Source organism: Salipiger sp. PrR002, assembly GCF_010500775.1.
Classification (GTDB): Bacteria; Pseudomonadota; Alphaproteobacteria; order Rhodobacterales; family Rhodobacteraceae; genus Salipiger.
In genome coordinates this window covers 1-12,534 of the sequence record NZ_JAAGOU010000053.1, presented here as the reverse complement: position 1 = coordinate 12,534, position 12,534 = coordinate 1, and the positions used below count along the sequence as shown (strand labels likewise).

Annotated in this window: 13 protein-coding genes and 1 pseudogene; 8 read left to right on the top strand and 6 right to left on the bottom strand. The window is 56.0% G+C overall.

All coding sequences use genetic code 11. The features are described from left to right. Nucleotides 1–54: 54 nt before the first annotated feature. From G0A00_RS25285 to G0A00_RS25270, 4 genes and pseudogenes are all read right to left on the bottom strand, one after another. Nucleotides 55–1,407 (bottom strand): annotated as a pseudogene (locus G0A00_RS25285) (heme lyase CcmF/NrfE family subunit); the annotation flags it as partial. 47 nt (nt 1,408–1,454) lie between these two features. Beyond that, complete coding sequence (locus G0A00_RS26450; protein WP_198431755.1) at nt 1,455–1,754, bottom strand: SHOCT domain-containing protein; 300 nt, start codon at nt 1,752–1,754, stop codon at nt 1,455–1,457. 22 nt (nt 1,755–1,776) lie between these two features. Next, nucleotides 1,777–3,162, bottom strand: coding sequence for an ATP-binding protein (locus G0A00_RS25275; RefSeq protein ID WP_028095414.1), 1,386 nt, complete (start codon nt 3,160–3,162; stop codon nt 1,777–1,779). Further along, nucleotides 3,159–3,881 (bottom strand): response regulator, encoded by a 723-nt coding sequence (locus tag G0A00_RS25270; RefSeq protein WP_009573615.1) that lies wholly within the window; start codon nt 3,879–3,881, stop codon nt 3,159–3,161. The genes G0A00_RS25275 and G0A00_RS25270 overlap by 4 nt, the downstream gene beginning before the upstream one ends. On the opposite strand from G0A00_RS25270, the gene G0A00_RS26655 reads away from it, so the two are divergent. From G0A00_RS26655 to G0A00_RS25240, 6 genes are all read left to right on the top strand, one after another. Beyond that, the gene (locus G0A00_RS26655) at nt 3,843–4,673 is read left to right on the top strand and encodes an EF-hand domain-containing protein (RefSeq protein ID WP_229861857.1); all 831 of its coding nucleotides are present in this window, start codon (nt 3,843–3,845) and stop codon (nt 4,671–4,673) included. The two genes, G0A00_RS25270 and G0A00_RS26655, sit on opposite strands and share 39 nt — an antisense overlap. Before the next feature lie 89 nt (nt 4,674–4,762). Further along, nucleotides 4,763–5,149, top strand: coding sequence for a DUF302 domain-containing protein (locus G0A00_RS25260; RefSeq protein ID WP_009573613.1), 387 nt, complete (start codon nt 4,763–4,765; stop codon nt 5,147–5,149). A gap of 21 nt (nt 5,150–5,170) precedes the next feature. Then, complete coding sequence (locus tag G0A00_RS25255; protein ID WP_035367136.1) at nt 5,171–5,632, top strand: rhodanese-like domain-containing protein; 462 nt, start codon at nt 5,171–5,173, stop codon at nt 5,630–5,632. 15 nt (nt 5,633–5,647) lie between these two features. Continuing rightward, on the top strand, nt 5,648–7,096 hold the full coding sequence (locus G0A00_RS25250) for a multicopper oxidase family protein (RefSeq protein ID WP_028095412.1): 1,449 nt from the start codon (nt 5,648–5,650) through the stop codon (nt 7,094–7,096). After that, nucleotides 7,093–7,785 (top strand): TVP38/TMEM64 family protein, encoded by a 693-nt coding sequence (locus tag G0A00_RS25245; protein ID WP_028095411.1) that lies wholly within the window; start codon nt 7,093–7,095, stop codon nt 7,783–7,785. The genes G0A00_RS25250 and G0A00_RS25245 overlap by 4 nt, the downstream gene beginning before the upstream one ends. Next, on the top strand, nt 7,778–9,100 hold the full coding sequence (locus G0A00_RS25240) for an APC family permease (RefSeq protein ID WP_028095410.1): 1,323 nt from the start codon (nt 7,778–7,780) through the stop codon (nt 9,098–9,100). The genes G0A00_RS25245 and G0A00_RS25240 overlap by 8 nt, the downstream gene beginning before the upstream one ends. A gap of 208 nt (nt 9,101–9,308) precedes the next feature. Here G0A00_RS25240 and G0A00_RS25235 read toward each other — a convergent pair whose 3' ends face one another. Both G0A00_RS25235 and G0A00_RS25230 read right to left on the bottom strand, forming a co-directional pair. Further along, nucleotides 9,309–9,629, bottom strand: coding sequence for a type II toxin-antitoxin system RelE/ParE family toxin (locus G0A00_RS25235; protein WP_028095409.1), 321 nt, complete (start codon nt 9,627–9,629; stop codon nt 9,309–9,311). Between the two features lie 5 nt (nt 9,630–9,634). Then, complete coding sequence (locus G0A00_RS25230) at nt 9,635–9,877, bottom strand: type II toxin-antitoxin system ParD family antitoxin (protein ID WP_028095408.1); 243 nt, start codon at nt 9,875–9,877, stop codon at nt 9,635–9,637. A gap of 473 nt (nt 9,878–10,350) precedes the next feature. Here G0A00_RS25230 and G0A00_RS25225 point away from each other — a divergent pair, with 473 nt between their 5' ends. Beyond that, nucleotides 10,351–11,004, top strand: a complete 654-nt coding sequence (locus tag G0A00_RS25225; protein WP_051693628.1) for a hypothetical protein — start codon at nt 10,351–10,353, stop codon at nt 11,002–11,004. A gap of 236 nt (nt 11,005–11,240) precedes the next feature. Then, complete coding sequence (locus tag G0A00_RS25220) at nt 11,241–12,083, top strand: hypothetical protein (RefSeq protein WP_028095406.1); 843 nt, start codon at nt 11,241–11,243, stop codon at nt 12,081–12,083. Nucleotides 12,084–12,534: the final 451 nt, after the last annotated feature.

Genomic DNA, 12,534 nt, shown 5'->3' with positions numbered 1-12,534 from the left:
CTTGGTCGCCCCTATGCTTCAGAAGTAACCTGCGGTCTCAATCGGGCGGTTACGATATGCCAACACGGGCCCGCCTTTGGCGAAATACCAAATTGCGAGCGTTGCCAGCACCGCCAGCACCACCACGAAGCGGACACGTTGAAGCACTCCGACCAGATCGGCTCGTTTCCAGGACAAAAACGGCCCGAGACCCATGACAAAAACCAAGGGGAGCATCATTGGTACGAACGCGCCATTGAAGAACGGCGGACCGACGGAAATCTTGTCACCAGAAACGGCTTCGAGAAACAGCGGATAAAGCGTACCGAACAGAACCGTGCCAGTCGCTGTAGCCAGGATCAGGTTGTTTAGCAACAACCCTGCCTCTCGACTAATCGGCTTAAACAACCCGCCACCTTCCATCATTGGCGCCCGCCACGCATAGAGTGCAAGTGAGCCACCAATTGAAATCGCAAGCAGGCCAAGAATGTATAGGCCTCGCTCCGGATCCACGGCAAAAGCATGCACAGAGGTCAGCAAGCCAGACCGAACCACAAATGTGCCGAGGAGTGACAGCGAAAACGTCAAGATCGCGAGCAGGATTGTCCAGCTTTTGAACGCGTCACGCTTTTCAGTGACAATCGCCGAATGGAGAAGTGCTGTCCCGAGAAGCCAGGGCATAAAACTGACATTTTCAACCGGGTCCCAGAACCACCATCCACCCCAACCCAGTTCGTAATATGCCCACCACGATCCGAGAGCTATCCCCGCAGTCAGGCTGATCCACGCGGCCAGTGTCCAGGGTCGAACCCATCTTGCCCAGGCTGTGTCGATCCGTCCCTCGATCAAGGCTGCGGCTGCAAACGAAAAGACGATCGAGAAGCCGACATATCCAAAATACAGCAGCGGCGGGTGCATCGCGAGGCCGATATCCTGGAGCAGAGGATTGAGGTCAGCGCCATCAAGCGGCGGAGGAAAGACGCGCTCGAACGGATTGGATGTAAAGAGAAGGAAGGACAGAAACCCGACGCTGATCCATGCCTGCATTGCCAAAGTTCGCGCTCGAAGTGTTTCCGGTAGGTTTGAGCCGAAAGCAGCAACCGCAGCACCGAAGATGGTCAGAATGAAGACCCAGAGCAGCAACGATCCTTCATGACTTCCCCAAGTCGCCGCGACTTTGAAGATCATTGGTTTCAGCGAATGCGAATTGTTCGCGACGTTCAAAACAGTGAAATCAGAGACAACAAAAGCGCGCATCAAGGCGGCAAAGGCAAGTCCGACGAAGACGACCTGCCCAAAAGCAGTTGACCGGGCTGAACGCATCCAGAGAAGATTGCCCCGGGCCGCGCCGAAAAGAGGAATAGTCGATTGGACGATGGCCAACGCCAATGCGAGGGCCAGCACAAAATGGCCGAGTTCCGGGGTCATAGGAGCCTCATGATCTTTGGCAGTGGGATCGACTGGTGATCAGTTTCTCAGTCGTCTAAAGCGGCCTTGCGCTTGCGATACTCGTCTTCATCAATCTCACCGCGCGCGAAGCGATCCCTGAGAATGTCCTGAGCACTAGACCCGGAAACACGGTCCTTTTCGCTGAACCAGCGAACGGCGAAGAATATCAGCGCAATAATCACGCCCCAGAACACGATCATCATCAGCCCTCCCAGCATTCCAAATCCACCGCCCCACATGTGGCCGTAATAATCTCCGCCTGGGTCCGCCATGGCGGCCGTCGCGAACAGCGTGAATGCTGCGGTTGTGTTGGTAAGTCTAAGCATGTCGGTTTCCTTTTCTGTCATTTCATGTTTCAGCAACTGGCAATCGAATTGTCGCGATAAGCCCGCCGTCCGGGTGGTTCGCCAGACTGATCTCCCCACCCTGCGCGCGAAGAATGGACCTTGCGATCGACAGGCCCAGCCCATGCCCGCCGGTTTCCAGAGATCGGCTTTCTTCAAGCCTGAAGAATGGGTCAAATACGCGTTCCAATTCTGCGGTTGGAATCCCCGGCCCTCTGTCAGTGACGGAAATTTCTATTTCCCCATCGGCTGATATCCAGCCCAGCGTTGCGGACCCGCCGTAGCGCACCGCGTTCTCGATCACGTTTCGCAATGCCCGTCGAATGGCATTGGGGCGCAATCGAACCGTGACTTCGGGGCCGTCAGAGAGCACAAACGGTACGACCATATCCCCCCGCAGAGCTTCTAGGAACGATTGCAGGTCAACATCCTGCATTGGTTCGTTCCCTGAGAGACCTTTCGCGAAGGTAAGGGTTGCTTCCACCATCGACTGCATTTCTTCGACGGTTGCGACGAGACTCTCTCGGGTTTCGTCTTCCTCTACCATTTCTGAATGTACTCTCATTGCGGTAAGCGGAGATCGAAGATCATGTCCAAGGGCCGCCAGAACCCTCGTTCGGTCGGCAACGAACCGTGTCAGCCTGTCCTGCATGCGGTTGAAACCAGCGGTCAGCTCCCGAACCTCCTGGGGTCCCCGTTCTGGCAACGCGTCTATGTCTTCTCCACGCCCCAATCGTTCCGACGCCCCGGCCAATCGCCGCAGAGGGCCCAGCAGTCCGGTCATGACAAACCAGCTCACTGCGACCAACAGGGCCATTGCCGTCAGACCAAATGTCAGCATGGAATAAAGCGGCCACTGGATCGGCGGACGCTCAAAGCGCGTACTTACGTTCAACCACTGGCCACCGGCGATCGAAATTGAAAGGTTCATCTCGATAGCGGACAGTTCACCTCGCATCATGGCCAAGTGCATCTCGGTCATTTCGTGCGACAGGTTCGGTAGCGGCAGGATCGCGCCTTGGATCTGGTGAAGCTCTACACGAATGTCGCGACTGTAGCTGTCGTTCAGGAGTGCGCGGACGCGGGTTTCAACCAACCCGCCATCCGAATGGTCGCTATGTTGCACAAGCGGCTTCGTCCCGAGGTCAAAGCGAACAAGGGGCGAGTTCGCCGCGCGGATAATTGATGGGCGCAGGTCAGCGGGTGCCTCTTCAATCAAGCGCGCAACATTTGCCGCTCGTCCAGCTGCCTCAAACCCAAGAGCAGCCCGTATGGCGAGGCTTCGTTCATCGGCGAAGAGCCACAGGCTGACAAACTGTGCGATCCCCAACGCGATAATGATGAGAAGAACGAGTTGGATCCGGAGAGATCGTAGGAGCCGCCAGATCATTCGGACACCTCGACGTCGACCGACAGGCAGTAGCCGCCGCTTCTGATCGTCTTGATAATACGTGGACGGAGAATGTCGGGCTCGAGCTTTCGCCGAAGGCGCGAAATCTGGTTGTCAATTTTCCTGTCCAACGGACCAGCGGAAATGCCCTGAGAAAGATCTAGCAACTGATCGCGGCTCAACACCATCCGAGGGCGCTCCAGAAGGACCGTCAGCAGTTTGAATTCTGCGACCGTAAGAGCGGTCTCTTGTCCCGCGTCGTCGAGAAGCACCTGCCGGTCTACATCCAAGGTAAGGTGTGCAAAGCGGACTTTGCGGCCGCTCAGAGATCCGGTGAAGGCTTCTTTGTGCTCGCTTCTTCGCAGGACGGCTTTGATCCTCGCAAGGAGTTCGCGTGGATTAAACGGCTTGGGAAGATAATCGTCCGCACCGATCTCCAAACCGACAATACGGTCCGCATCTTCACCGAGCGCGGTCAACATGATGATCGGCAGTCGCCCTTCGCTTGACAGACGTTGGCAAACGGAAAGGCCATCCTCGCCAGGCATCATGATATCCAGGACCAGTAGGTCGAAGCTTCCGACAGCCAGCTTCGCGTCCATCTCCGCCGCATCCTTGGCAGCGGTTGCTCGCATGCCATTCTTTTCCAGATAGCGGGTTACACTTTTCCGGATCTGTTCATGGTCATCCACGACGAGAATATGTGGCGCGTGTTGCATGGGGCCCTTCTAAAGCATTGGAAATCAGACGGTCAGGTTCCTTTTTGTCGCCAATTGTATCAGCCCCTGTCCATTGCGACAGACGGATACAAATCCACGGGTGTACGTCCTTACATTCAAATGTTTGATGCCAAGTTGTATGAGGTCAAAAGAAGGAAAGGCTTCAAAATGTCCTACTCAACAAAAATTTCTACCGGTCTTCTGGTTGCCGTTCTCACAGCAGGTGCTGCGCTCGCCGATGACAGCCATCACCAAGCTGCGGGCGCTGAAAGCGTCTCTCCCAATGTACTTGCTCAACCGATGGCAGGGACGGGCGGGCCCGGAATGCTGATGGGTGGCGGCATGATGGATCCCAGTCAGATGGCCGAGCATCTTCAGATGATGCACGGCATGATGCGCATGATGATGCAAATGCATTCGGGCATGATGAGCGGAAACGGCAGCATCATGGGACCAAGCACAACCGGTCAAGGTATGTTCCCGATGATGGGGGGCAACATGATGTCAATGTTCGATATGGATGGAAACGGCGCAGTGTCTCCCGAAGAGGCGCATGAGGGCCTTCAGTCGATGCTGTCGGACTATGACGCCGACGGTAACGGCACGCTCTCGATTGACGAATTCGCGTCGCTTCACGCCAAGGCGATGCGCGAGACCATGGTCGATCGTTTCCAGATGCTCGATGCTGATGGCGACGGCCAGATTTCTCAAGGCGAAATAGTCGCCCCTGCCGACAACATGGCACAGGGTATGACAGCAAATCCCGGAATGATGACGGACCAAGACAACTGAACCCCGTCGTTCAGAATTTCCCCATTCAGGCAAGCCCGTCAACGGTTCGGCGCTTTGGGTTTGCCTGAACAAGATCGAGAGGGCTCAAAATGAGTTATACCTACAACAGACATCTGCCCAATACGGCGATTGATGATGCGGAGATGCGCCTGCGCGAAGCCCTGAAAGAAAAGGGATTTGGTGTACTGACCGAAATCGACGTCCAGGCAACAATGAAGAAAAAGATTGACCGCGACATGGATGGATACCGCATTCTGGGTGCGTGCAACCCTCATATGGCATGGGAGGCCATTGGGCTGGAGCCCCGTATAGGATCGATGCTGCCTTGCAACGTGATCTTGCGGACGGTCGAAAACGGCACTGAAATCAGCGCTGTTGATCCTGTGGCTTCGATGGCCGCTGTCGAGAATGAGAAGCTGCACGAAGTCGCCGCGCAGGTGCGCGATATGCTGCGATCTGCGGTTGACAACGCATAAACTAAACTGAGGAGGCAGACCATGCTGAGCCGCCGTCAAACTTTTGGCCTGTTCGCATCGAGCACCTTGCTTGCCTATTCGCCAGCTTGGGCTGACAACCATGACGTATGGGCGCTCGATACTCTCCATGATGCGCTGAAAAGCGATTTGGCAAGGCTTGTGGACATCCGCAGACCCGAGGAATGGCAAGATACCGGCGTCGCGGAGGGGGCGTGGCCAATCGACATGACCCATCCGCGGTTCGGGGAGCGCCTCTTCGCCGCCCGCGATCTTGCTGCGGGACGCCCGGTCGCCCTGATTTGTCGGACCGGCCATCGCTCAGGTCTCGTAATGAGCAAGTTGCGTGAAGCGAAAGCTGCCGGCTTTGTTGACGCCGTAGGCGGGATGCTTGGCGCCCCGGGGAGATCCGGCTGGATCGAGCAAGGTCTGCCGACAGTAACAAGAGAAGCCGCACTGGCCGCCCTCCCAAGTGAGCTAGCGTGAGACACAAGCTATACCATGACCAATCGTAGAGCCTTCATCGCCGGCTTGGCTGGCCTGCCGTTTGCCACAGGTCCGCTGGCGGCCATCGCACAGGAGAGTGTCAGGGCGTTGGCTATGCCACCATTGCTCGACGCAACCCGCGATCGGCATTTCCGTCTGACTGCCCAAAAGGGCAAGACCGATTTTACAGGACTGGGCGGCGGCGAAACCTGGGGGTTCAACCAATCCTTTTTGGGGCCTACACTACGTCTTCCCGCAGGAGCTTCGACGCAAGCACAGATCGACAATACGCTGTCAGAGAAAATCTCGGTGCACTGGCACGGTATGCTGATACCCGGCGAAGTTGACGGCGGCCCACACCAGACGATTGAACCGGGCACGACTTGGTCTCCCGAACTGGATCTGACACAACCACCCGCTACTCTTTGGTACCACTCGCACGTTCATGGCGACACCGGACGACAAGTTCAAAGGGGATTGGCCGGTGTGATCCACGTTGATGACGGTCGGGACGATGCTCGGGGTCTCCCGATCTCATACGGCGTCGATGATTTGACATTGGTTCTGCAAGACCGCCGGTTCGACCGGCAGGGCCGCATCGATTATGGCCTGTCTATGCCAGATCAGATGATGGGTTTCATGGGAAATGTCATTCTTGTTAACGGTCAGCTAGGCACCCAGGCTGTCGTCCCTCGCGGTATTGTCCGTTTGCGCTTGCTCAACGGCTCGAACGCGAGGATTTATCCCCTATCGTTTTCTGACCGTCGCGAGATGCACCTCATCGCGACGGACAGTGGCTATCTTAATCAACCTGTCGCAATTGAGTCCCTCGTGATCGCTCCCGGCGAACGATACGAAGTCCTCGTCGATTTTTCGGGAGGAGAGGCTGGCACGCTGGTATCCTCTGCAAATCCCAATCAGATGATGGGTGGGATGATGGGCGGCGCGAGCACTGCTGGGGGGAGCTTCGTAGTTCTACCCTTTGGTGTGGATGTGAGACTTCCTGCCCGCATTCTGGAAATACCCGCCGACTTGGGCGGCGTCCTGCCTGACAGTGAGGCCCGATCAGTCAATACACGTCAGATCACACTCGATATGCCAATGGGGATGGGCATGATGATGCGTAGGTCGAATGATCGGTTTGCGATCAATGGGCAGTCCTTCGACATGGGGAGGATAGACTTGTCTCTTTCGAAGGGGGCGACCGAGATTTGGCAAGTCTCCTCAAACATGATGATGCACCCGTTTCATGTTCATGGCGTGAGGTTTCAGGTGCTCGCCGAAAACGGAAAGAAACCAAGCATACAAAATTCTGGCTGGAAGGATACCGTGCTCGTAAATGGCCGTGTCGATATCCTGGTCAGCTTTGAGCAGACGGCAGATCGCGCCAATCCCTTCATGTATCACTGTCACATCCTTGAACACGAAGATGGAGGAATGATGGCGCAGTTCACGGTCACATGATCGTGCAAGCATGGGGATATGGTCGCCTGATTGGTTGTTTGGCGATAGCAACTGTTCTGTCTCTTGCAGTTTTCGGCCTTTTTTCGGGCACGGTTTCTCTGAGCAATCTTGGGGTCGCCTTTTCACAGGCTGAAGTGCAGCGCCATATTGAAAATGCCGGAGCCGTTGGCCCCCTCGCGGTTATTGCACTCATGGCCCTCGCGATTGTCGCAAGCCCCATACCGAGCGCACCAATCGCACTAGCCGCCGGGGCTGCATTTGGCCACTATCTCGGAGCCGCCTACGTAGCCATAGGCTCGGAGCTCGGTGCTACAATCGCATTTGTCATCGCGCGAAAACTCGGTCGAAGCACAGTTCGGCGTTTTTTGGGTAAATATTCAGAGTTCGGGCTGTTGGGGTCGCAAAAGGCTCTGATGTTATCAGTGTTTGCGTCCCGCCTGCTTCCATTCGTTTCTTTCGATGCAATCAGCTATGTTGCGGGCTTGAGCCAACTTCATCTATGGCGCTTCATGCTGGCAACTTTTGCCGGGATTTTGCCGGCGAGTTTTGTTCTTGCCCATTTTGGAGCTGTGGCCATGTCAGGGGATTGGGGAACGGCTGAATGGATCACGATAGGACTTGGGGTTGTGACAGCACTGCCTTTTGTCTTTTTGACCCTCAAAAATAGAAAGCAGATCGACGATGAATAGCGACTATAAAGCGGGCAGCATTTCTCTTTGGGATGCCGTCGCCATGGGGACTGGTGTCATGATTGGCGCCGGAATTCTGGCACTCACAGGCCAAATTGCGGAACTGGCCGGCCCTACCTTTCCACTTGTGTTCATCGTTGGAGCCATCGTTACAGCCTTCAGCGCTTACACTTACATAAGAATGTCCAATGCCTACCCGTCAGCTGGCGGAATTGGAATGATCCTGCAAAAGGCCTATGGACCAACCGCCGTAGCCGCTGCAGCGGCTTTGCTTATGGCTCTGTCAATGGTCATTAACGAAAGCCTAGTCGCACGGACCTTCGCAAACTATTTGCTCCGTGGACTGGGCATTGCACCAGATGGCTTACTGGTTCCGGCAATAGGCGTTGCTCTCATTATCGCAGCCTATGTCGTCAACATCTCGGGCAACCGCTCTGTAGGCTGGATTTCCCAATTGCTCGCCGTACTGAAAGTTGGCGGTATCACTCTGTTTGGGATCTCTGCGCTTTGGGCCGGCGGGTTTACTTTTGGCACAACAGGAGATGGAACAGCTTCACAGGGTCTCAGTGGATTTGTTGGTGCCACAGCGTTGGCAATTCTGGCATTCAAAGGGTTCACGACAATCACCAACAGCGGCGCCGAGATAGTGGACCCACACCGCAACATCGGACGCGCGATCATCATTTCATTGGCGGTCTGCGTAGTGGTGTATCTCTTGGTAGCATTTGCGGTGGGAAGCAGCTTGCCGCTTGGCAAGATCGTCGAAGCAAAAGACTATGCGCTCGCGGAAGCGGCAGCACCGTCCCTTGGGGAAACGGGCTTCTATCTGACCGTCGCGCTCGCTTTGATCGCAACTGCATCAGGCGTGATTGCCAGCATCTTTGCGGTATCTCGTATGTTGGCAATGCTGACAGAGATGAAATTGATCCCGCACAGTCATTTTGGGATGTCAGGCGGAGTCCGCGACCATACACTGATCTACACAGTAGTGATTGCGAGCCTGCTGACCATTCTCTTCGACGTTAGCCGAATAGCTTCTATGGGGGCCTTCTTTTACCTTGTAATGGATATGGTTATTCACTGGGGAGTGTACCGAAACCTTAGGGCCGAGCTTTCTGCGCATGGATGGATCATGTTGACTGCAATCGGTCTCGACGCGATCGTGCTTGTCGTATTCGCTTCACTAAAGTGGCAGAGCGATCCAATGATTGTAGTGGTCGCATTCGCGATCATGGCTTGTGTATTGATCTTTGAGCATTGGTTTCTTCAGCGCACAAAAACCGAGCCACATCAACATGATCACAATGGGAATTGAGTGCTCGCGTGATGACCAGGTATCGAAGCAGTAATTCTTAGCGCTTCCAACATTCAAATTGGTCGGGTTTGAGCGATTTTGAGATCCACTTTGCCGATGTGTAGGACTACTTCCGTTGCCTCAATGCCGGGCGCCAACGCGCGTTTCACGAGGTCAGTGAAGACTATGGAAGACTGGTCGAGCCATTGAAATGAGGAAACGCAAGAGCTTAACCGCCGTCGAGACCCTCGTAGTAGACGAGCGCGGGCATGTTGCGGCGCTGGTGCACGATGCGCAGGATGACTGCCGCCCCATCCGCGGCATCTAGCCGCTTGTAGAAGATCACGTGACGTTGGCAGTTGACGGACCGCATCCCCGGAACGAAGAGACTCCTGTCCCGACCCCGGTCGGGATCCCCGGTGATCTGCTCGAAGGCGTTAACCAACTGGCGGTAATAGACGAGCCATTGATCCCTACCCCAAGTTTCGACGGTGTAGGCACGGATCTCTTCAAGGTCGGCCCTGGCCCGACCGGAAAGCCGAATAGTCATGTGGGTCAGCGATCAAACGCATCCGGTTCGAAGGCATGAGCATCGAACTCGGCGAAATCCCCATTTTCGGCCAGGGAGGCTGCTTCCTCTAGGTCGGCCTTGAGGGAATAGAACTGCCGGGCGCCATCCTTCTCCATCAGCATCCTTACGCCGGCGCGCACGACTTCGCTCAGATTGGCGTAGGCGCCGGACTCGATCTGCGCCTGCACATATTTCTGCATCGGTTCGGTCAGGTGGACGTTTGGCATCAGACTCTCCTATCCATGCTCAATCGTATCAGATACTGACATAGATATTCAAGCTCATGCTCGATCCCAACTTGGGCCCCAAATCGGCTCGCTGGCTGCTCCCGCCCTTCTGATCCCGGATTCCATGCGGAGAGCCGGGCCCGGCAGTTTCCCGATACAGCCCTTCCCGAGGCCACGAGCGCTGCGCCACGCGGTTTGGAGGGCTCATTCGATCTGTCCTTCCGTGACCACTTTCGCGGCCACATTGGAACACCCAATTTCCCCTTTGTAACAGACGTTTGTTTAGCAGCTAACGTGAAAGGGGTCCGCAATTTTGGCCACTTTCAAGACGCAGAAGCAGCCAGAACCGGCGTCAGATCTTGGAAGCGGTCAAGCGACACAAGCGAACAGTCGCAAGCAACCATCAATCAAATCTTCTTGCTATCATTAATGTTGTTTCGTATCGCTGCACCATTATAGATGGAGTCGGCATCATGAAGCACGTGATCCACAGCGTGGCAACAGCCACGGCACTAACCATATCCGGACTAATGGCCTCGTCAGGTCCGGCTCAAGCCTATCAGGTCGACTGTGCAATCCTCCTCTGCCTTGCGGGCGGCTGGCCTGCCTCCGCGCCCTGCGCGCATGCCAGAGCGGTCTTCATTCGGCGGATCACACCATGGCCGATCGAGCCGCCCTTACAAATCTGGCGGTGTCCGATGGGTGTGTCGTTCAACGATCCCAGCCCGATGTCGCCTATGGAACGCCTTAATGACACCACGTTCCGCGATCCGCCCGAACCGCAGGAATCGACTCCGATACCCCTTGTTCACGTCCAAGCAGATGAGCAAGCTGACATCGACATCTCAGGCGACGCCTTTGATTTCGTGCGCAGCATACGGGTCTATCACATCCAGTACCGCCAGCATGAAAACCGAGATGGCGACTGCAATCGCAGCGACTCGACGCGATTGGGGTCCTACGGCGTGCAGGGCGACTACCGATGGACAAGATCCACCGTGGGCCAGGTGCCAGCCGCATCCGGCCTGAGCATCCCGAATGGATGTGGCAGCTACTTCTACCGTTCCGTCTTCGTCGACTGGCGTGATCACGCCGGGAACTATGGTTCTGAAGAAGTTCGCTACTGACAAAATCTGCGCGCGGTTTTGCCGCGCGCGTCATCTCAACCCCGCACGTAAGGCTGTGCAAAACCCCCGAAAAGGAGACGACGCCAGACCGTGAAGCCTGACGCCGTGCTAGAAAACTCCGTGAACAAGAGTTTCCTAGCGCACCGCTAAAACACCTGCAACCAGCAAAGTTGTTTTGCTGGCAAGAATGTTGTTGTCTCACGACATGGCGTCGGTTCTCCAAGGAGACCTCGACCATGGAACCTACGACCGGCCTGATCCTGCGACGGATCACGCAGACAAATCTCTCTGTTGCAGCGCACAAGCTTGCTACCCTCATCCTCGATGCCATCGCCTGGAAGGATGGCTACAACGGTTTGTCGCGCGGAACGGCAGCCTTCACCCTCTCTGCCCTAGCGGAGAGGATGGGTGTTTCACGACAATATCTTTCGGTTCTTTTGAGCGAACTTGAGACGTCGGAGTTGCAGCTCGAGCGGGCGAAGCCGAATGGCAAGTTCGCGCCCTGGATCTTTCGGTTTTCCGCCTTCGACAAGGAGAGTGAACCCCATGATCTCGTGTCAGGTGAAGACGACACATCACTATCTAGAGATAATAATAACAAAACTATCTTCTCAGGGCTGATCGATATCACCGCGAGTTCGAACGTTTTTCAGACCAGTTGGGCAGAGCTCATCAAAGCGGCGAAGGCCACGTTGCCCTGCTGGAACATCGACACCCAGGTCATCTGGGATCGCTTCCTCGCCTTCAACCGATCCCGAGGCAACGGCAGGGTGCCGGCCGGCTTCCTGCTTGGCTTCATGCGCCGATGGCGAAATTCGTGGGGAACTCCAACTTGTCCCGCGGTCAAGCCGCCCGCGAGACCAATAACGGATCCCAAAGAGCGCGAATTGCTGAGACAGATGCAAGCCGCACCAACTGCGAACCGCCAGTTCCACGCGTCCGACTTGTGTCGCTTGATCGGACACGCTGCCTACGAAGCGCGGGTACTCGATGTGATCCGCAAGTTTGGGTGCCAGAGGTTTTCAGCAACTTTGGCGGTGCACGGACGGGCGGTGTTTGCTGGCGAGATTGCGCGGTGACTTTCACTCAGTTGGCCAATCAAGCTCGACTTCAGCCAGATTGTGGGCGCAATAGCCGGTGTGGTCGCGCAGTGAGTTCTTGAAGCACTGCATCGGCTTGAAGCCATGTGCCTTCCTATCCGAGGGGCCGAAGCCGGAAGGGATGGCCTGAATGTCGTATGAACGGCGGTTGCCTGAGAAAGGACTCCCGTCTCCCGCTACAAGCGGCGGTTCAGCGACCGGAGTTGATGATTGCCAGCCGAAGGGGCAATCCAGTTGGGGAGGTGAAGTCGCTGTGGGCGGCTTCGACGGCCACGTCAGCGCAGCCGCTTCTTCATGCGCTCGATCTGCTCGGGCGAGCCCTCGAAGCTGTAGCCTTCGCGGGTCTTCTTCATCCGCACGCCGGGACCGGCAGCCTTTGTGCAGCGACACCGCTGGTGAAACAGCGCGACATTGCAGGTGGTGATTTTGG

What these genes read in the sequence shown, in the direction of transcription:
- G0A00_RS26450 (WP_198431755.1), bottom strand. Translation starts at nt 1,754, where the DNA reads ATGCTTAGACTTACCAACACAACCGCAGCATTCACGCTGTTCGCGACG.
- G0A00_RS25275 (WP_028095414.1), bottom strand. Translation starts at nt 3,162, where the DNA reads ATGATCTGGCGGCTCCTACGATCTCTCCGGATCCAACTCGTTCTTCTC.
- G0A00_RS26655 (WP_229861857.1), top strand. Translation starts at nt 3,843, where the DNA reads ATGGTCATCCACGACGAGAATATGTGGCGCGTGTTGCATGGGGCCCTT.
- G0A00_RS25270 (WP_009573615.1), bottom strand. Translation starts at nt 3,881, where the DNA reads ATGCAACACGCGCCACATATTCTCGTCGTGGATGACCATGAACAGATC.
- G0A00_RS25260 (WP_009573613.1), top strand. Translation starts at nt 4,763, where the DNA reads ATGAGTTATACCTACAACAGACATCTGCCCAATACGGCGATTGATGAT.
- G0A00_RS25255 (WP_035367136.1), top strand. Translation starts at nt 5,171, where the DNA reads ATGCTGAGCCGCCGTCAAACTTTTGGCCTGTTCGCATCGAGCACCTTG.
- G0A00_RS25250 (WP_028095412.1), top strand. Translation starts at nt 5,648, where the DNA reads ATGACCAATCGTAGAGCCTTCATCGCCGGCTTGGCTGGCCTGCCGTTT.
- G0A00_RS25245 (WP_028095411.1), top strand. Translation starts at nt 7,093, where the DNA reads ATGATCGTGCAAGCATGGGGATATGGTCGCCTGATTGGTTGTTTGGCG.
- G0A00_RS25240 (WP_028095410.1), top strand. Translation starts at nt 7,778, where the DNA reads ATGAATAGCGACTATAAAGCGGGCAGCATTTCTCTTTGGGATGCCGTC.
- G0A00_RS25235 (WP_028095409.1), bottom strand. Translation starts at nt 9,629, where the DNA reads ATGACTATTCGGCTTTCCGGTCGGGCCAGGGCCGACCTTGAAGAGATC.
- G0A00_RS25230 (WP_028095408.1), bottom strand. Translation starts at nt 9,877, where the DNA reads ATGCCAAACGTCCACCTGACCGAACCGATGCAGAAATATGTGCAGGCG.
- G0A00_RS25225 (WP_051693628.1), top strand. Translation starts at nt 10,351, where the DNA reads ATGAAGCACGTGATCCACAGCGTGGCAACAGCCACGGCACTAACCATA.
- G0A00_RS25220 (WP_028095406.1), top strand. Translation starts at nt 11,241, where the DNA reads ATGGAACCTACGACCGGCCTGATCCTGCGACGGATCACGCAGACAAAT.